22 protein-coding genes and 1 tRNA gene are annotated in these 18320 nt (G+C 63.9%); all 23 read left to right on the plus strand.

The genetic code is table 11. From position 1 onward, the window contains the following. Window position 1 precedes the first annotated feature (1 nt). The 23 genes from FOF45_RS13600 to FOF45_RS13705 all read left to right on the plus strand — a co-directional run bounded on the left by FOF45_RS13600 (window position 2) and on the right by FOF45_RS13705 (window position 18214). Window positions 2–82: transfer RNA gene (locus FOF45_RS13600), tRNA-Trp, on the plus strand. 33 nt (window positions 83–115) lie between these two features. Next, window positions 116–304 (plus strand): hypothetical protein, encoded by a 189-nt coding sequence (locus FOF45_RS13605; protein WP_158985722.1) that lies wholly within the window; start codon window positions 116–118, stop codon window positions 302–304. Beyond that, window positions 301–774: a lysozyme gene (locus FOF45_RS13610; RefSeq protein WP_158985724.1), complete on the plus strand. Its 474-nt coding sequence runs from the start codon at window positions 301–303 to the stop codon at window positions 772–774. The genes FOF45_RS13605 and FOF45_RS13610 overlap by 4 nt, the downstream gene beginning before the upstream one ends. Window positions 775–877: 103 nt before the next feature. Beyond that, entirely contained in the window at window positions 878–1003 is a 126-nt protein-coding gene (locus FOF45_RS18445) for a hypothetical protein (RefSeq protein WP_267902654.1), read from the plus strand. A 273-nt stretch (window positions 1004–1276) separates the two neighbouring features. After that, entirely contained in the window at window positions 1277–1864 is a 588-nt protein-coding gene (locus FOF45_RS13615) for a trypsin-like serine peptidase (protein WP_158985726.1), read from the plus strand. After that, window positions 1864–2202, plus strand: a complete 339-nt coding sequence (locus FOF45_RS13620) for a hypothetical protein (RefSeq protein WP_158985728.1) — start codon at window positions 1864–1866, stop codon at window positions 2200–2202. The genes FOF45_RS13615 and FOF45_RS13620 overlap by 1 nt, the downstream gene beginning before the upstream one ends. Window positions 2203–2297: 95 nt before the next feature. Beyond that, entirely contained in the window at window positions 2298–2498 is a 201-nt protein-coding gene (locus tag FOF45_RS13625) for a hypothetical protein (protein WP_158985730.1), read from the plus strand. 147 nt (window positions 2499–2645) lie between these two features. Further along, window positions 2646–2996 (plus strand): terminase small subunit, encoded by a 351-nt coding sequence (locus tag FOF45_RS13630; RefSeq protein WP_158985732.1) that lies wholly within the window; start codon window positions 2646–2648, stop codon window positions 2994–2996. A 29-nt stretch (window positions 2997–3025) separates the two neighbouring features. After that, a complete protein-coding gene (locus FOF45_RS13635; RefSeq protein ID WP_199244488.1) occupies window positions 3026–4297 on the plus strand; it encodes a phage terminase large subunit in 1272 nt (423 codons plus the stop codon). Then, the gene (locus tag FOF45_RS13640; RefSeq protein WP_158985736.1) at window positions 4297–6465 is read left to right on the plus strand and encodes a portal protein; all 2169 of its coding nucleotides are present in this window, start codon (window positions 4297–4299) and stop codon (window positions 6463–6465) included. Before FOF45_RS13635 ends, FOF45_RS13640 begins: the two co-directional genes overlap by 1 nt. Then, window positions 6462–6755, plus strand: a complete 294-nt coding sequence (locus tag FOF45_RS13645; RefSeq protein WP_158985738.1) for a hypothetical protein — start codon at window positions 6462–6464, stop codon at window positions 6753–6755. The genes FOF45_RS13640 and FOF45_RS13645 overlap by 4 nt, the downstream gene beginning before the upstream one ends. A 189-nt stretch (window positions 6756–6944) precedes the next feature. Then, complete coding sequence (locus FOF45_RS13650) at window positions 6945–7880, plus strand: hypothetical protein (RefSeq protein ID WP_158985740.1); 936 nt, start codon at window positions 6945–6947, stop codon at window positions 7878–7880. Between the two features lie 21 nt (window positions 7881–7901). Beyond that, window positions 7902–8870 carry an SU10 major capsid protein gene (locus tag FOF45_RS13655; RefSeq protein ID WP_158985742.1) on the plus strand — a complete coding sequence of 323 codons (969 nt, stop codon included), beginning with the start codon at window positions 7902–7904 and terminating at the stop codon, window positions 8868–8870. Window positions 8871–8952: 82 nt separating this feature from the next. Continuing rightward, window positions 8953–9243, plus strand: coding sequence for a hypothetical protein (locus FOF45_RS13660; RefSeq protein ID WP_158985744.1), 291 nt, complete (start codon window positions 8953–8955; stop codon window positions 9241–9243). Further along, window positions 9243–9875: a phage adaptor protein gene (locus FOF45_RS13665; RefSeq protein WP_158985746.1), complete on the plus strand. Its 633-nt coding sequence runs from the start codon at window positions 9243–9245 to the stop codon at window positions 9873–9875. Before FOF45_RS13660 ends, FOF45_RS13665 begins: the two co-directional genes overlap by 1 nt. Continuing rightward, window positions 9875–11359, plus strand: a complete 1485-nt coding sequence (locus tag FOF45_RS13670; RefSeq protein WP_158985748.1) for a hypothetical protein — start codon at window positions 9875–9877, stop codon at window positions 11357–11359. Before FOF45_RS13665 ends, FOF45_RS13670 begins: the two co-directional genes overlap by 1 nt. Next, complete coding sequence (locus tag FOF45_RS13675) at window positions 11352–12275, plus strand: hypothetical protein (RefSeq protein WP_158985750.1); 924 nt, start codon at window positions 11352–11354, stop codon at window positions 12273–12275. The genes FOF45_RS13670 and FOF45_RS13675 overlap by 8 nt, the downstream gene beginning before the upstream one ends. Then, the gene (locus FOF45_RS13680) at window positions 12276–12854 is read left to right on the plus strand and encodes a hypothetical protein (protein WP_158985752.1); all 579 of its coding nucleotides are present in this window, start codon (window positions 12276–12278) and stop codon (window positions 12852–12854) included. After that, a complete protein-coding gene (locus tag FOF45_RS13685) occupies window positions 12854–13282 on the plus strand; it encodes a hypothetical protein (RefSeq protein ID WP_158985754.1) in 429 nt (142 codons plus the stop codon). The genes FOF45_RS13680 and FOF45_RS13685 overlap by 1 nt, the downstream gene beginning before the upstream one ends. 12 nt (window positions 13283–13294) lie before the next feature. Beyond that, entirely contained in the window at window positions 13295–13819 is a 525-nt protein-coding gene (locus FOF45_RS13690) for a hypothetical protein (protein WP_158985756.1), read from the plus strand. After that, a complete protein-coding gene (locus tag FOF45_RS13695; protein WP_158985758.1) occupies window positions 13816–14730 on the plus strand; it encodes a hypothetical protein in 915 nt (304 codons plus the stop codon). Before FOF45_RS13690 ends, FOF45_RS13695 begins: the two co-directional genes overlap by 4 nt. Continuing rightward, window positions 14730–16256 (plus strand): D-Ala-D-Ala carboxypeptidase family metallohydrolase, encoded by a 1527-nt coding sequence (locus FOF45_RS13700; protein ID WP_158985759.1) that lies wholly within the window; start codon window positions 14730–14732, stop codon window positions 16254–16256. The genes FOF45_RS13695 and FOF45_RS13700 overlap by 1 nt, the downstream gene beginning before the upstream one ends. Then, on the plus strand, window positions 16256–18214 hold the full coding sequence (locus FOF45_RS13705) for a hypothetical protein (RefSeq protein ID WP_158985761.1): 1959 nt from the start codon (window positions 16256–16258) through the stop codon (window positions 18212–18214). The genes FOF45_RS13700 and FOF45_RS13705 overlap by 1 nt, the downstream gene beginning before the upstream one ends. Window positions 18215–18320: the final 106 nt, after the last annotated feature.

An 18320-nucleotide genomic window follows, 5' to 3' on the forward strand; every position in this document is an offset into this window, starting at 1 on the left:
ACAACCTTCGGGTAGCTCAATCAGGCAGAGCAGCGGCCTCCAAAGCCGCCGGTTGCAGGTTCGATTCCTGCCCCGTTGGCCACACACAGACGCACTGCGTCACAGGGGAGAAGCAGTGCGCAACGAACTAAGCGAGGCCGTAGGGGCCGCGACGATCAAGTCTGCGCCACCGATTGCGGTGGTTGGCGCGAGTGTCGCTGGCTGGGGCGTCCAAGAGTGGATGTACTTCACGACTACGGTCTACGTGGTCGCCCAGCTCGGCTATTTGCTGTGGAAGTGGTGGCGCGAGGCTAAGAAGAAGTGAGCAAGGGCAAGGTCATCGTAGGCGGCGCTGGATTGGCTGCCGTGCTTGCGCTGGCCGCTCCGCTAATCCAGAGATACGAGGGGCTGAAGTACGACGCCTATCTCGATCCGGTTGGCATTCCGACAGCCTGCTGGGGCCATACAGGCCCCGACGTGAAGATGGGGCAGCGCTACACGCGCGCCCAGTGCGAGGCGTGGCTAGAGCAGGACATGCACGAGGCCAACGCCATCGTGCGGCGCTGCATTCCGGGTGATATGCCGCAGGGCGTCGAAAGTGCTCTGACGTCGGCCGCGTTCAACATCGGCCCGAAGGTCGTGTGCGGCTCAACGTTGCAGGGCTACGCGCTGGCGAGCAACTGGCAGGCCGCGTGTGCCGAGCTGAGCAAGTGGAAGTATTCGAAGGGCAGGGTCTTCAAGGGCCTTGTCTTGCGTCGCGCCGATGAGCGCCGCATGTGCGAGAGCGGGCTGTGACCACCCAACTCCTAATCGGCTTCGTCGCTGGCGTCATAACGATATGCGCCGGAGTGGCCGGCCTCCTGATGTGGCTGCTGCGTAGCGCTACGAGGAACAAGTGATGGACAAGACCAAGGCCAAGGTGATTGCGCTGATTGCCGTGTGCGGCGCTGCGCTCGTGGCGCTGGGCGTGTGGACGGCGGATAGCTGGGCCGGCCTCATCGGCGTGATGTTCGGGGCGATGTGATGCCCGGGCAGGAATGGAACGCTCGGCTGGCGCAGGTCGCTGCTGAGGGTGGGTTTGCCATGACCTTCGCACACCGCCAGCTTATGCACGGCGACCCAAGCAAGTTCACTTCTGGCCAAGCTACCACCGCTGCTGAAATCCGCCGGCCAGTGACGCGCGCCGACTTCGGCCCCTCCGGCGAGGTGGGTGACAAGTACTTCCGAGAGTTCTTGGCGCGAGACCAAATGCAGTTCCCCTGCGGCTGGGACGAAAGGGATTACAAAGGGGTCTGATGTGAAGTGGTTGCTGCTGACGCTGGCCTTTCTGATCGGAGGCTGCGGCGGCGGCGCATCCTTCCCGAAAGACTGGGACATCGAGAACTACACCCTGTCGCTTGAGTTCGAGCGGACGTGGTGCAGCGGCACGGCGGTAGGCAAGCACACGATCCTGACGGCGACGCACTGCCTTGGAGGTGGCGCGCTGGTCAAGGTCAACGGGGAGCCGGTGAAGGCTTCCAGCCACGTAGACGACGGCGCGGACCACTCGCTAGTGGTGGTGGACAAGACGTTTCGTACGTGGGCGCGCATGGGCCGCAAGCCTGTGCAGACGCAGCGGGTTCGACTGATCGGCACGCCCGGTGGCGAGGCTGATGTCTACCGCGAGGGCTACGTGGCCCGCGTGCGTGGGGACGAGGTGTGGTTCGTGTCGCCAGGATTCGGCGGCGATAGCGGCTCGGCCCTGTTTGATGACGGCGGCCGGATCGTTGCCGTGCTGTCTGGGGCGCGTACGTGGGTCGATTACCGTTCGGGCTCAGTCTTCACAGTCGTGGTGGCGTTCCCGATCAAGTTCACCGAGAAACAGTGGAAGGCGGCCGGTGTCTGATGAGCTGGAAAGCGGCTGGTGCGTTGATCCTCTTAATTGCCGCGTTTGCATTGGGCTGGTATTCGGGCGCGTTAGCTGGCCGCCTCGGCAAGGCGAATGCTGCCCAGAAGGCAACGGCCGAACGGCTGAGCGAAGTGCTGAAGGCGCAGGAAGCCGACAAGGCCCGCGCCGAGAAGCTGCAGAAGACGCTGGACAAGCTGCCGAGGTCGCAGGGGGTGATCCGTGAAGTCGTACGTGAGAACCCTAGCGGCTGCGTGCTGCCTCAGCCTGTTGTTGACGGGCTGCGCGACGCAATACGCAAGGCCAACGCCTCCCGAGAAGTGTCCGCCAATCCCTGAGGACGTCGATTCTCAGGTGGATAGCGTCATCAAGGAACTGTTGGCGTGGTTCATCGACGAATACACCCGCTGCGCCGCCAAGATCGACGCCCAGCATGAGTGACTACGCCCCCGACCTGTACGACCAGGCAATCGATCTACTGAAGCAGTGCCGCGACCACAAGCAGCTCTGCGTGATCCTGCGCTGGGACGGCGACACGCTCTTCGTGCACTGCCAGAACAGTGAGGACGTGCTGCCTATGTGCCGCAAGGTGGTGGATGCGCATGACACTCCGGAAGGGAGGACGGTGAATTGAGCGGCAAAGGCAGCAAGCCGCGCCCCTTCTCGGTGAGCGCGGACACGTTCGCAAGCAACTTCGATTCGATTTTCCGCAAGGACGCGGGGGCCAAGGATGGCCCGACTATTGAGGGCCAAGCCGCAGAGCAGCCCGAAGGACTGACTGATGGCAAGGCCGCCGATCTTCGAGACCCCGGAGCAGTTTGAGGAAGTAGCTAACACCTACTTCGCCACCTGCGAGGCCAAGGAACGGCCGTATACGGTCAATGGGTTGGCGCTGGCGCTTGGGATGACCCGGGAAACGCTTCTTCGCTATGGCGAGAAGCCGGAGTTTTCTGACGCCGTAAAAGCCGTCAGGGCTACGCTTGAGGATTACTGGGAGCAGCGCCTTGCTGGGCCTAACGCGGCCGGCACGATCTTCTGGCTGAAGAATCAGGGGTGGTCGGACAAGACCGAGCAGACCATCACGGCCGAGGTCGTGAACAAGGTCGAGCGAACGATTGTCAAGCCTGCCTGATGGCGGTTCTGAGCATTCCAACGGCTGCCGTGTACGAGCCGCTGATCGCGCCTGCGCGCTACAAGGGTGCATGGGGCGGGCGAGGGTCGGGCAAGTCCCACTTCTTCGCTGGCAAGCTGATCGAGGACGCGCTGGCTGAGCCTGGGGAGCATGGCGAGGGGTTGCGAGCCGCCTGCATTCGAGAGGTGCAGAAGGATCTGGCGCAGTCCAGCAAGGCGCTTATCGAGGCCAAGCTGCGCGACTTCGGGCTTGGTGAGCGGCACGGCTTCAAGGTGTTCCGCGATGTGATTCAAACGCCCGGCGACGGGCTGATGATCTTCAAGGGCATGCAGGACTTCACGGCCGAGTCTGTGAAGTCTCTGGAGGGGTTCAAGCGGGCGTGGTGGGAAGAGGCGCAGACGGCCTCCAATCACTCGCTGAACCTGTTGCGGCCGACCATTCGCGCCCCGGGCTCGGAACTGTGGTTTAGCTGGAACGCGCGCCGCAAGACTGATCCGGTCGATGTGATGCTGCGCGGAGTCGAAATCCCCACAGGCGCGGCGGTTGTTAAGGCGAACTGGCGCGACAACCCGTGGTTCACGGCCGAGCTTGAGCAGGAACGACTGGACTGTCTGCGTATGCAGCCGGACCAGTACGAGCACATTTGGGAGGGTGGCTACATCACCGTCTCGGAGGGCGCGTACTTCGCCAAGCAATTGGCCGAGGCGCGGGCTCAAGGGCGAATTGGTGTCGTTGCGCGCGATCCGCTGCTGCCGATCAAGGCGTATGCGGACATCGGCGGCACGTCTCGCCGGTCTGACGCCTTCGTGTTTTGGATGGTCCAGTTCGTGGGCCAGCAGATTCGCGTGCTGGACTACTACGAGGCCGTGGGACAAGAGATCGGCGAGCACACGCACTGGTTGCGCTCTAAGGGCTATGAGCGGGCCGAGATCATCCTGCCGCACGACGGCATCAACCACGACCGCGTGTACCGCGTGACTTACGAGAGCGCCTTCAGGGACGCGGGGTTCCAAGTGCGGTCGCGAGAGAACATGGGAGCAGGTGCTGCGAATGCCCGCATCGAGGCTGTGCGCCGCGTGTTCCCGCAGATCTGGTTCAACGAGGCCACGACCGAAGGCGGTCGCGAGGCGCTCGGCTGGTATCACGAGAAGAAGGACGAGGTTCGAGGCATTGGCCTTGGGCCTGACCACGACTGGTCGAGCCACGCATCGGATGCATTCGGCGAGATGGCCTCGGACTACGTCAGCAGGCCCGTTGCGGCGAGCGACGCGCCTATCAACTACAAGAGACTGACCCGCTAATGGCATACGGCAAGGAAGCCGCCAAGACGAAGCGCGAGAAGATGACCGACGAGGAAGTCGGCGCTATCGCGGTTCAGGCGCTGCAATCGTCGCTGGGCGGCCCAGGCACGGAAGTCAGCCAGGCGCGCCTGCGCAATCTTGAGTATTACAACGCCGAGGCCACGGGGGAGCTTGCGCCGCCCGAGATCGAGGACCGCTCCGATTTCGTTGCCACGGATGTGGCCGACACCATCGAGGGCATGCTCCCGCAGTTGATGCGCATGTTCGTGGCATCGGACGATGCGGTCGAGTTCGAGGCCAAGCGCCCCGGTGCGGAGCCGATTGCCAAGCTGGCGACGGCCTACATCAACCACCTGTTCTACACGCGCAACGATGGCGTGAGCATCGTCTACGACTGGTTCAAGGACGCACTGCTGCAGAAGGTCGGGTTCGTGAAGGTGTGGGCTGAGGAAGAGTCGGACGACGCTCGGCAGACGTTCGAGGGGCAGACCGAAGAGCAGTTGGTCATGCTGGCCCAAGAGGGCTGGCAGTTGGACGGTGAGCCCGAGGTTGACGAGACGGGCGGCCTGATCTTCACCGTCACCAAGGAAGACCGCCGCACTTGCATCAAGGCCGAGGTGTGCCCGCCTGATGCAGTGCGCGTCGATCCGAACGCCCGCTGGGGTGGCGATCCGGCGCTGATTGGCCATGTGTTCCGCCGCCGCAAGTTCGAGCTTGAGCAGGACGGGTACGACCTGTCCGACCTGCCGCGTGGCAGTGGCGAACCGGCCGACAGCGAAGAGACGCTGGAGATGCTGGGCCAGTCGATGGACTCGGATGCCTATGCCGAGCCCACGGAGAGCCATTCGCTCTACAACTGCGCCGAGGTCTACATGCAGTTGGACCGTGACGGCGACGGCACGGCCGAATGGCTGAAGATCTGCCTCATCGAAGACACGCTGGCCCGCTACGTCGATGATGACAAGGCGGCGATCGAGCAGGTGGACGGCCACCCGTTCGTGTGGATCTGCCCAATCCCGCGTCCGCACGCGTTCTTCGGAGACTGCCCGGCTGATTTCGCCATCGGCCCGCAGAAGCTACGCACCAACACGGTGCGCGGCATCCAAGACAACCTGATGTTGACCGTTAACCAGCGGACCTACATCAACCTGGACGCCGAAGTGAACATGGCGGACTGGCTGGAGAACCGTCCGGGCGGTGCGATCCGTGGCCGCGGCCCGGCCAATACCGCTATCCAGCCGCTTGTGCAGCCGAACCTGAGCGCGCCGGCCTACCAGTTCAACGAGTGGCTTGAGGACTGGCGCGCGACGCGCACGGGCTTCACCAAGTATTCGCAGGGCACGGACGCCGATTCGCTGAACAAGACGGCGACGGGCGTCTCGATCATCACGCAGAAGTCCGACATGCGCATGGAGCTGATGGCGCGCTTCTTCGCGGTGGGCATGAAGCAGCTGTTCGCCAAGATGCTGAAGCTGGCGGTGCGCCATCAGGACCGTGAAGAGCAGATGCAGGTGGCGGGCGGGCAGTGGGTGGCGCTGAACCCGTCCGAATGGCGCGACCAGTTCAACGTGAAGATCAACGTTGGCCTCGGCACCGGCTCCAAGGAGCAGCAGGCCCAGCGCATCATCGGCCTGCTCCAGACGCAGCTACAGGCGGCTCAGTTCGGCGTCATCACGCCGGAGAACATCGCCGAGACGGTGCGCTTGTACGTCGAGGCGAACGAGTTCAGCAACCCGGAGCGCTTCGTTAGCCCGCAGCCGACCGGCATGCCGCCGACTCCGCAGGCTTATCAGGAAGAGAAGCAGCAGGTCATGCAGTCCGTGCAGAAGATGCAGGAAGAGCTGCAGCGCCTGTCGCAGGAGAACGACGGCCTGAAGACCGACCAGACCACGAAGATGGCCGAGTTGGAGCTGAAGGCGCGCGAGCTGGACCGGAAGGACCAGGAGATCGCGCAGAACGGCATGAAGGCGGCGGCCGAGCTTGACCTGAAGCGGGATAGCCAGCAGGTGCAGACGGCCAAGACGGCACAGGAAATGGCCCGCGGGGACGATGAAGACGCCAAGGTGGCCCAACTGCAGGATCAGGTGGCGCAGCTCACACAGGCCGTGCAGTACCTGCTGCAGCAGATCGCCCCGCCCGACGGCGCACAGGAGCAGATTCCGGCGTGAGTACGTCACAAGAGCTTGAGCGCGGTCGATTGGCTGCCGAAGTCCTCGAAAACCCGGTCTTTCGCGAAGCGTTCGACCAGATGAGAGCGGAGATTGTCTCGAAATGGCGAGCAGAAAAGGACGAAAGGGTGCGGGACTGGCTGTGGACGCTGGATCAGGCGACCAAGCGGGTCGAGTCGATCCTGACGGACACGATGAACACCGGGCTTCTGGCGCAGAAGCAGTTGGAACTGGAGCGCAGCCGGGCCGAAAAGTTTGGCGCGACGTTGCGGAAGATCTCAGGGCGCTAGACCGGCCCGATAACCCCGTGTGCCGCGTGACGTGGCCGCATGGGGATGCCCCGGAGCTGTGGGGCGGCGTGTATGGCAACGCCAAGGTTGTAGCCGGGGAGTTCGCCTCGGCACAAACATCGGATGGAGTGATCCACCCGCTGTAAGCAAGGCCGCACGGATGCGGTGAAACACAACAAGGAAGTACCAATGTTCGGTGACGTGGAAACACAGCCGGGCGAAGGCGCGCTGTCGCTTTCGGACCTGGCCGATCAGATGGATGAGAGCCCGGAGCTGGAAGAAGAGGGCGCGCCGGACGAACTGGATAGCGAGGAATCCGGCGAGTCCGAAGAGGTGGAAGAGTCCGAAGAGGGTGCAGATCCCGAGGAAGAGCAGCAGGAAGAAGCCACCGTCACGCTGAAGCACGACGGCAAGGAAGTAAGCCTGAAGCAGTCCGAGGTGGTCGAGCTGGCCCAGAAGGGCTTCGACTACTCGCAAAAGACGATGGCGCTGGCCGAGGACCGAAAGGCCGTCGAGCAGGCGCACACCGCCGCTGCCGAGGTTTGGCAGCAGAACATGACGGCGCTGGAGCAGACGGAAGACCGCCTGCAGGCGTTCGTGCAGTTCATGGAGACGCAGGTTGGCAATCCGCCGCCCATCGAATGGGCCTCGGAGAACGCTGGCGTCTACCTCGCACACAAACAGCAGTACGAAGACCGCAAGGGCCAGTTGAAGGAGGCCGTGGCGGCCGTCGAGGCAGTTCGTCAGGAAGCGCAGCGGAAACGCCAAGCGCGGATCAACGAAGAAGCCGCGGCGACCGACAAGGCATTGCGAGACACCCTGCCGGGCTGGAACGACACGATGCTCAAGGAGCTGGGCGACTACATCGGCAGTGCCGGGTTGTCCGCGCAGATCTCCCCCGAGTTCTTCGTGCAGAAGGGGCTGTGGCTCCTGGCGCACAAGGCCAAGGCGTTCGATGCGCTGCAGGCCGAGAAGGCCAAGCTCAAGCCCAAGACCGAGCTGAAGAAGGTTCAGAAGCCTTCGCAGTCTCACACCCCCAACCGAGCAGACGCACGGCATGGCGAGGCGCTGAAGCGCTTCAAGTCCAAGCCGTCGATCAACACTCTCGCCGATCTCATGGATTGAGATCGCCAAGGACATACGGAAATGCCTACCAACACCCTGATTACCCCGAGCGTCGTAAAGGTCAAGGAAGACGTCCTCGACCAGATCTTCAACTTCAACCCGGACGATGCTCCGCTGGTCTCGATGATCGAGCGCACGGACATCGACAACGTGTACTTCGAGTGGCAGCGCGACAGCTATCGCGCCCCGGACCCGACTCGGGCGGCCATTGAAGGCGCGGACGCGACCTACGCCGCGCAGACCCAGCCGGGCCTGCTGAACAACCGCACGCAGATCTTCCAGGACACCGTTTCGGTGTCGAACACCGCCGAGCGCGTCAAGAAGTACGGCCGTGCGAAGGAAGGTAAGCGCCTGCGCATGAAGAAGATGATCGAGCTGAAGCGCGACATCGAGGCGGCTGCGATCGCTTCGGGCGCGACTGTCACCGGTACGTCCGGTGTCGCGGGCCGCCTGCGCGGTCTGTACGGCTTCATCACCAACGACGTGCTCGGTGCCGGTGGCGTGAGCCCCGATCCGACCACGAATACCGCGCCGGTTTCCGGTACGGACGTGGCGCTGACCGAGACCATGCTGAAGACCGGCCTGCAGTCGTGCTACGAGAACGGCGGCTCCGGCTCCATCGTCATGTGCTCGCCGGCCCACAAGGTCAAGATCTCGACCTTCACCGGCAACGTGCAGCGCACCAACGAAGTCGGCTCGAAGCAGGCCGCAGTGCTGAATGCCGCGTTCGACTTCTACCGCGGCGACTTCGGCGTCACCAAGATCGTCCCGAACCGTGTGATGAGCACGGCCGTGGCGGGTCTGAACGACACGCTGTACATCCTCGACGCCGACAAGCTGGCCCTTGCCCAGCTCCGACCGTTCGAGAGCGAACAGCTCGCGACGGTCGGCGACGCGGCCAACTGGCAGGTGCGCACGGAAGTGTCCCTGGTGGTCCGCGACGAGAAGCCGCTGTACGCGATCCGCGACATCACCGTCTCGGGTTCGTAATCCCCAGGATGGGGCTTGGCCGCATGGATGCGGCATTGGGGGCTGGCTTCGGCCAGCCCCCTTCTTATTTCAGGGATGAGCGATGACGAAGGCATGGATTGACGTCTTGGATGACGAGCGCACTGCGTTTGTGCATGCCGTCTCAGGCGAAGACCTCGACACGCTCGCCACCTACTGCCGCGAGGCGGGCGATACGCACCGCACTGGCGGCGACATGAAGCACGTAGCCCGCGTGGATGGGGCTGTAATCATCGACTGGTGCAACAAGCGTGGCATCACGTTCGGCGCGTTCATGCGCGACGAGGCGTTGATTACGCAGTTTTTGAATGACCCGCAGAACGACCCGTTCCGCATCTGGAAGGGCCGCGTCTGATGCAGTTCACCAACTACACCGACTTCAGGATTGCGGTCCTGAAGATGCTCGACGGAGACGACGTTTCGGCGACGTTCTCGCATGAGACCCTCGACCTGTTGATCGCGCTGGGTGAGTCGCGGGTCTATGAAGGCGTTCCGGGCCGCTCTGGCTTGCGCGCATCGACCATGCAGCAGCCGATTACCGGCACGGTGACGGCCAATGCCGTTGCGTTGCCTGCCCGGTGCCTCGCGCTGGAAATCGTCTGGTTCGACCCGGACAGGCCGCTGGAAATCGTCACCGAGAACGAGCTGCGCGACAAGGCGCGGTGGAATCACGGCGGCGATGTGCGCCAGTGCGCGCAGGCGGGCGAAACGCTGATCTTCGGGCCGGACGCGGCGGATGGCGCTGCTATCGGCGGCCGCTTCTACCAGCGCCCCTTGGACATCAAGACCAGCGGCCTGAACTCGACGTTCAACCGCTACCCCGAACTGTTCATGTTCGGCGCACTCGCTGAGTCCGCGATGTTCCTTGGCGAGGACGCGCGACTCCCAACGTGGGAGGCCATGTTCATTCGCTGGCTCGACAAGGCGAACGACATCGAGCGCAACCGCGTTCTGGCGGGCTCCAGGTTGACTCAGAAGGCCCGCTGATGGCGCGCTCCAACTTCCTCGGCGGGGCGTACACGCTCCGCTCCGTGCCGTTGGCTGCGCAGACGTGCATCGGCCTGTATTTCGAGCCGAGCGAGGTTGAGCAGGGGAAGGGAGCGTTCCTTGGCACACCCGGCCTGCTGCGCAAGGTGTCGTTCCCGAAGAACCGATGCCGCGGTCTGTTGGCGGCGGGCGGCAAGGCGTGGGCCGTGTACGGCAACGGCGTGTACCGCTTCGACACGTACTTCAACCCCGTCTTTGTGGGCAACCTCCCGAACGACGACGGCGCGTGCCAGCTTGTCGCGAACGTCGATCACCTGCTCGTCGCGCACCAGAACGGCTGGCACTCGGTCAACCTGACCTCTTCCGCCTTTGCGGAGGTGACGAACGCTCCGACGATGAGCGACGCGTCCTTCATCGACAACTATCTGGTTGGCGCGAAGGAAGACGGCACGTACGTCTGGGCGGCGGTAAACGGCATCACGATCGATCCGCTGAACTTCGCATCTGCGGAGGGCAATCCGGACAAGATCATTCGCACGCTGGCCGATCACCGCGAGCTGTGGCTGTTCGGCGCTACCTCTGTTGAGGTCGCCGTGGTCACATCCGACCCGGATCTGCCGTTCACGCGGACCTCGTACATCGAGCAGGGCATTCTGGCCCCGAAGTCGGCCGCCAAGGAGGACAACAGTGTCTTCTGGCTGGGCCGCAACGACAGCGGGCAGGGCGTGGTGTACGTGGCAGAGGGTTACATCCCGCGCCGCGTCAGTACGTTTGCCATCGAGCAGGCGATTGAGGGTTACGCCAACCCGGAACAGGCGACCGCCTACACCTACCAGCAGGACGGCCATCACTTCTACGTCCTGAACTTCGCCGAAGCGACGTGGGCGTTCGACATCAACACCCAGATTTGGCACCAGCGCGCCTATCGGGACACCTCGACGGGTGAGCTGACCCGGCATCGCGGCGAGTCGCACTGCTTCTTCGGCGGTATGCACTTGGTTGGCGATTACGTCGATAGCCGCCTGTTCGCGCTGGATCTGGACACCTTCACCGACGACGGCGACCCGATCTACCGCGAGCGTGCGTGGCACGGGCAGGAAGCCGAAAACCGCTGGGTCACGTACAACCGTGGCGAGCTGATCGGCGAGATGGGCGTGGGCAACGGTGGCCGCGTCAGCTTCTTCGATGCGCTGCTGGATGAGTTGGGGGATGAAATCCTCGACGAAGGCGGCGAAATCATCGACGCGGACAACCCGACCGATCCTGGCGCAGACCCGATGGTCTACCTGCAATGGTCGGATGACGCGGTGGCATGGGGAAGTGCCCACCCGCGCCGCCTCGGAAAGATCGGCGAGCGCACGAACCGCGCTATCTGGCGTCGCATGGGTCGATCCCGTCGCCGCTACTACAAGCTCTGGACGAGCGAGCCCGTGCGCATCGCGTGGTACGGCTTCAACTACGACACGGAAGTCTCGAATGGCTAAGATCAGCGCCTATGGGCCGGCAGCGACGCTAACAGGGGTCGAGATGATCCCGGCAGTGCAGGGCGGTGCGACCGTTCGCCTCACTCCGGCACTCATCGCCACCTACGCCTTCTCGCCATACGGCGTGAACACTTTCCCGGCGCGCGGCAGTACCGGTGCGCTGGAGCCGAAGCCGATTACGGACTACGCGCTCACCCTGCTGGATGACGTGAATGCGGCCGGCGCTCGCCTCACGCTGGGTGCGGGCACGGTCAACAGCGTGGCCGTGGCGAACGCTACTGGCATCACCTGGGCGGGCGGCCCGATTACTGAGTCCGGCACGCTCACGCCGACCCTGTCCGCAAACCTGCAGGCGTGGCATGGACTGGCGACCAGCGCCAAGCAGGACGCAGACGCTGATCTGACGGCCGTAGCGGCGCTTTCGACCACTGGCATGGCCGCGCGCACCGGTGCCGGTACGTGGGCCGTGCGCACGATTGCAGGCACGTCTGGGCGCATCACCGTCACCAACGGCGATGGCGTTGCCGGTGCCCCGACCATCGACATTCCGACCACCCTCATCACGTCAGGCACCTACACGCCGACGCTGACCAATGGCGGCAACGTGGCAACGTCCACTCCTTTCACCTGCCAGTACCTTCGTACTGGCAACACGGTGACTGTGAGTGGGAAGTTCGACCTGACCACGACGGCGGCTGCCGGTACGCAGTCGACAATCAACGTCAGTCTTCCGATTGCCTCCAACCTGGCGAATCAGAACGAACTGGCCGGCACAGCTGCCGGTTTTGCGGGATCGTCGGTTGAGTCGTGCGGCGTCTTCGGCGACTCCACGAACGATCGCGCCACGGTCAGCTTCTACGCGACTCAGACCGGCTCGCGGTCGTTCTTCTTCCAGTTCACCTATAGGGTTCAGTAATTGAGCCTGACCACGGCTGCACGCAACCAGGCGCTCGACGCAATCACCATCGACACCATGAGCCTACACAGCGCCTTCCCGGGGCTGACGGGTTCGGGTGAGTTGACGGGTGGCGGCTATGCGCGGGTGTCCTGCACGTTCAACGCAGCTTCGGCTGGCGTACGCAACCTGTCGGCCCCGGCCAACTTCACCGTAGGCGCGACCCACACCGTGCGCTGGGTCGGTCTGTGGGCAGGCTCCATCTTCAAGGGCCTCGCCCCTAACGGCGGCTCCCCGCGTGAATTCCAGATCAACCTGTCGAACGACACGGTTACGGCTCCGGCGCACGGTTACGCGGACAACGACACCATCACCTTCTACGGCGGCACGATCCCGACCGGGCTGAACGAGGGCGAGATCTACTTCGTCCGCGACTCCACGACCGACACGTTCAAGGTCGCGGTTACGGCTGGTGGGCTGGCTATCGACATCACCGGCCAGCCGGCTCCGGACTGCGTGGTCTCTCGCATCACCGAATCGGCCTATGGCGGAGCGGACACGCACACGGTCAATTCGTTCTCCATCGGCGCGGTGTTCTGATGGCTGTTGTCGATTGCCAGATCAAGTTTGGCATCGCGACTACGGCATCCCCGACTGCATGGGCGGGCGGTGGCGGGCGTCGCAACGTCTCGGACTGGCTGCCCCGCATCGATGAGCCGTTGGCCGAGGTGCGTAACGGCAAGATCTACATACTCCCGCGCTGGTACAAGCTCATGGGCGCATTTGCCGACCGTTTGGGCGGCATCAACGGCCCCAGCATCCCACAAGTGCAAGGCGTGATTACGAGCACTCAGGTGCAGTTGGCGGATACGACGAATTACGCCATCGCGGTGTCGGATTTCGCATCGCAGATCGCCACGACAGCGGCCACGACCGCAGAAGTAGCGCAGACGGCCAGCCTGCCGGGCTCGGGAACGATCCCTGAGCCGGGTGAGCCGCCGCCGCGTCCGGGCTCGCACGCCCTCTAACAAGGAAGACGGATGGATTGCACGGATGCAGTCACGTTCTACGACGTGACGCTGGACCTTACGCCTGCGCGCGAGGAAATCGCTCCGGTTCATGTCATTGGCCCGGCTCCGACGCGCGAGAAGATCTTCCAGCTTCAAGACCTGCTGTTGCAGTTCCCGCAGGTCGAGAACGAGCCGGAACACTACTTCGCAGACGGCATCTACGGCCGCGCCCTACCGATCAAGGCCGGCAGCATCATCGTCGGCAAGATCCACCGGCATGAGCACATCGTGATGCTCATCAAGGGCTCGGTCACGGTCAACACGGACCGGGGCATGGAGACGATCACGGCCCCGCACATTTGGGTTGCCGCCCCCGGCGCAAAGCGGGCGTTCTACGCCCACGAAGACAGCCTGCTGTTCACGGCGCACACCAACCCAAACAACGAACGCGACCTTGAGGTGATCGAGGCGCATGTAATCGAGCCGGAAGGGCTGCTGACGCATGCCCCCGAGGTTTCGGAGTTCACGGACGAGCTTCAGGGGATGTTTGTATGACATGGATTGTTGCCGGCGTAACGGCCGCTGCGACCATTTACGGTGCCAACAAGGCGTCGAAGGCGTCGAAGAGCGCAGCGAACACGTCTGCCGCCTCTGCGGACAAGTCCGCGCAGGTGCAGTGGGACATGTTCAACCAGGCGCGAACGGACAACGAGCCGTTCCGTCAGGCGGGCATCACTGGCCTGCAGGAGTACATGACGCTGCTCGGCCTGCCAACGTCGAACTTCAGCACGGCGACGGCTGGCGGTCCCATTGAGTGGTTCAGGGACGGCGATCAGGTCAACCGTGCGCTCTACACGTCCGATCCGTCGTATCGCACGGCGTGGGACGAGGTGGCGAAGTTCCACAACTACGCGCCGGGCAATGCCTTCACGCGCGGCGAGGACTTCGGAAAGCTCGCCTCGCACATGCAGGAGGTGTACGACCGGGTGAAGCCGGTTGCGGCCCCTGCAACGGGCGCAGGCGTGTCCACGACGCAGGCGCAGGCGTTCGACCGCTTCCGCAACCAGCCGGGCTACCAGTTCGGCTTGACGGAAGGCGTGCGCGCTCTGGACAGCTCTGCCGCGGCTAGCGGCGGCCTGTTCTCGGGCAAGGCCGGCAAGGCGTTGACGCAGTTCGGCCAGAACTACGCCGACCAGCAGGGCTACTCGCCCTACATGAACCGTCTCGCGTCACTCGCTGGCATCGGCCAGACGGCCACGAACCAGAACAACGCGCTGGGGCAGGCGACTGCGGGCAACGTCGGCAACGCACTGATGAACGCAGGCAACGCCCGCGCCTCTGGCATCGCAGGCAGTGCGAATGCATGGGGCAGTGCGCTCGGCCAGTTGGCTGGCATCGGTGGCTACGCATACGGCAACCGCGGCGGCAGCAGCCCGGGCCTCTTCGACCGCTGGGGTGGCATCTAATGGCGCAGATCGACACGCCCAACATTTTCGGCCAGTTCCTCCAAGGGCAGCAGGCAGGGCAGGAGCAGCGCCGCAAGCGCACGCTCGGCGAATTCCTACAGCCGGCGCTTGGTGGCGATCAGTCCGCACTGTCTCAGGTCTACGGCGTCGATCCGGATGCCGGTCTGCAGGTGCAGGGCATGGCGAGCAAGCAGAAGGCCGCTGATCGCGATTCGCAGATTGCGAACCTGTCGCAGCTTGCGCGCATCTACCCGAGCGCTCCCGAGCAGATGAAGGGCCACCTCTACGGTCAGATCGTTGATCTTACCGAGGGCCTTGGCATGGCTGCGCCGGGATCGCTCCCGCGTCAGCATGACCCCGCGCTGGATGCGAACTTCAACAAATTCCTTGCGTCGGTTTCTGGCGATCAGCAGCCGGAGCAGTTCACCCTTGGCCCGGGCGCGAAGCGTTTCGATGCATCCGGGCGCGTAATCGCCGAAGTTCCGTTTGCACCGCCATCCATGCAGTACGTCGGCGTTCCTACGGGCGATGGTGGCGAGCAGAAGATGCTGTTCGACCCGCGCGCCGGTAGCTTCTCTGCGCCGAATTATGGCGTTGAGGGCGGTGCTGTCTTGGACCCGACGCAGGACTTCCCGCGTCTCGCCTCCAACGGCGCACAGGTGACGAGCCTGTACCGCGACCCGGAACGTAACGCAAAGGTGGGCGGCGCGGCCAACAGCCAGCACATGGCCGGCACTGGCGGCGACTTTGTCGTCCCGCCCGAAGAGAAGGCGCAGTTCATCGCGCTTGCGAAGCAGATGGGATACGAGGCGATTGACGAGGGCGACCACGTCCACGTCGAACTGCCCCGTGGCGCGCAGGCCGCTAATCGCTTCGGTCCGGGGCAGGGGCTCGGCCGCACGCCAGCGAAGGACAGATCGTTTAGCCAGCTTTCTCCGCAAGAAGCGGCCGCAGCGGGCCTCCCTCCTGGCACTGTTGCCCAGCGCAACAATGAGACAGGCCAAATCTCTGTCGTCTCCAAGCCCGATGCACGCGCTGGCACTGGCGTGACGCCATTGTCTGCAGGCGAGGCCGCGAAGGTTCGCCGTGACTTCAAGGAGACGAAGGACGCGCTCAACACCTTCAAGGCGTTTGATGCCGCGCTGGGCGAGATCAGCAAGGCCGATAGCGTTTTGGATGGCGCATCGCGCGGCCGGCTGGGCAACGCCTACAACAACGCCCGCGCCGCCCTTCGCATCATCTACAACACTGGCGTCCTTCAGCCGGGCGAACTGCCGATGCTCAACCAAGCGCTGGCCGATCCGAATGGATTCGCGGCGCTCGCCGATCCGCGTTCCCGTGAGCAGATTCAGGGCCAGCTTGACGAGCTGTATCGGACGATTGCTCGCGGCATCGAAAACCAAGTGGCGAGCTATCCGCAAATCTTCAACCAGCAGCGGTTTGACGACTTCCGCCGAAACGCCGAGCCCACTAAGGCCGCGAGTCCCGCCCCGGCGCAGTTCACTGGATTCCGAGTTCTCGACTAATGCCGATCAAGCGTGTTCAGTTCCCGGACGGGAGCATCAAGCGCGTAGAGGTGCCTGAGGGCGCTACGAACGAGCAGATCATCGCGTTCGTACAGTCTCAGCATGCGCAGCCCAAGGCCGCGCCAAAGCAGGCTGGAAACCGGACTGCCCAGCTTGCCGGACGCTCGGTTACACAGGGCGCTGCCGGCACGCTCGACATGATCGATCAAAGCGTGAAGTCGCTACCGGGCATGAGCTTGTTCAAGTTCGCGACCAATCGACTGCCGACCATTCGTGAAGCTGCACAGGCATTTCTGACCAGCCGCGATGTCGCGCGCCCGGAGACTCGTGGCGAGCGCATCGCGTCAGACGTTGGCGAGGCTGTTACTGGAGCCGCCCTTACTGGTGGTGCGGGGGTAGCATCTGGCGTGCGCGCCCTCGGCGCTAATCCCGTCATGCAGGCCATTAGCGCAGCAACGGGCGCAGGTGCGGCGAGCTATGCCAAGGAAGAGGGTGCCAGCCCGTTGGTGCAGTCGCTGCTTGGACTCGCTGGCGGGCTCGCTCCCGGCGCTGCCCGCTACACCGCCGCGGCCGGCGCGAGGGGCGTTACGCGAGGTGGCGAAGCGGGGCGTCAGCGGGTGCAGTCGAATATCGCTGACTTCGAGGCCGCAGGCACCACCCCAACCGTGGGGCAGGCGACTGAAGGTCGGCTTGCACGCGCTCTGGAATCGGCGCTTGCTCGCACTCCTGGTGCTGCTGGAGTGATGGCCGGGAAGAGCGAGCAGCAGGCGGCTCAGATTGGCAGCCGACTGGGCCAGATGGCTAATGAACTGTCGCCGCGTGCGGACGCAGTGACGGCTGGCCGCGCAATCCAGCGTGGCGTTGCGGGTTCCGCAGACGACACCTTCGCGAGCCGCACTGGCGCGACCTCCAACGCACTCTACCGTCGCCTCGACCAAGCCATGCCGCAGGGGAACATCCCGGTGGCGAACGCTGGGGCAACCATCGCCGACCTCAATCCCGAGATTGTCGGCGCGCCAGCGCTCTCCCCACTGTTCCAGAACGCCCGCCTGCGCGGCATTCAGGAGGCTTTCGGTAAGGACGCCACGCCTGCGTCGCAGGGCCTTGGCGGCCCCGTCTCGCAGCGTCTTCCGTATGAGGGCGTGAGCAAGCTCCGCACGCTGGTCGGCAAGGAAGTCGAGCGCGGCGTGTTCAACCCGGACGTGCCTGTTCGTGACTGGCGTCAGCTCTATGGCGCGCTTTCTGAGGACATCCGCAGCGCAGCGGAGGGTGCTGGGCCTGAGGCCATCGGGGCCTTCAACCGAGCCAATCGCTACTACCGGGCCGTGCAAGACCGTAGTGATGCCATTTCCAGCATCGTCAATCGCGACACGCCAGAAGCGATCTTCCAAGCAGCTACGCAGGGCACGAAGGAAGGCGCGTCTACGCTCTCCGCCATGATGAAGAGCCTGCCGGAAGGTTCGCGCAAAGAGGTTGCGGCCGCCGTCCTAAACCGCATGGGGCGCGCTACCAGTTCGAACCAGAACGCGGCCGGCGACGCCTTCAGCACCCAGACCTTCCTGACGAACTGGAACAACCTGAGCCCCGCAGCCCGCTCGGCGCTGTTCAATCGATTGGGGCCGGAATTCCGCAGCCAGGTGGAGTCCATCACGCGAGTCGCGGACAACCTGCGTCAGGGCTCCAAGGTGTTCGCGAACCCGAGCGGCACCGGCGCGGCTGTCACTCAGGCTGCCGGCATCGGTTCACTCGCAACAGCTGGGCTGACGGGCAACTACCCGGTGGCTGGCGGCATTCTCGGATCAATGGCCGCGGGCAACCTTGCGAGCCGAGCCATGACTAGTCCTAACCTCGTCAACTGGCTTGGGCAACAGACGCAGTTTCAGCGAGGCAGTGGGATTCAGGCGCTGTTGCTAACTGCGAAAGAGGAAGAACAAGGTCGCCGACGCGCAGGCAATTAAGCCAAGGATAGATGCGATCAGCGCGTACGCCTGAAGTTCGCTGATCACATCGGCGTCTTCCTTCCCGAACAACACGACATACCACCTCCGAGCGGTTTCTCCCGGG

It is taken from the genome of Lysobacter panacisoli, assembly GCF_009765165.1.
GTDB classification, from domain to species: Bacteria; Pseudomonadota; Gammaproteobacteria; order Xanthomonadales; family Xanthomonadaceae; genus Lysobacter_J; species Lysobacter_J panacisoli.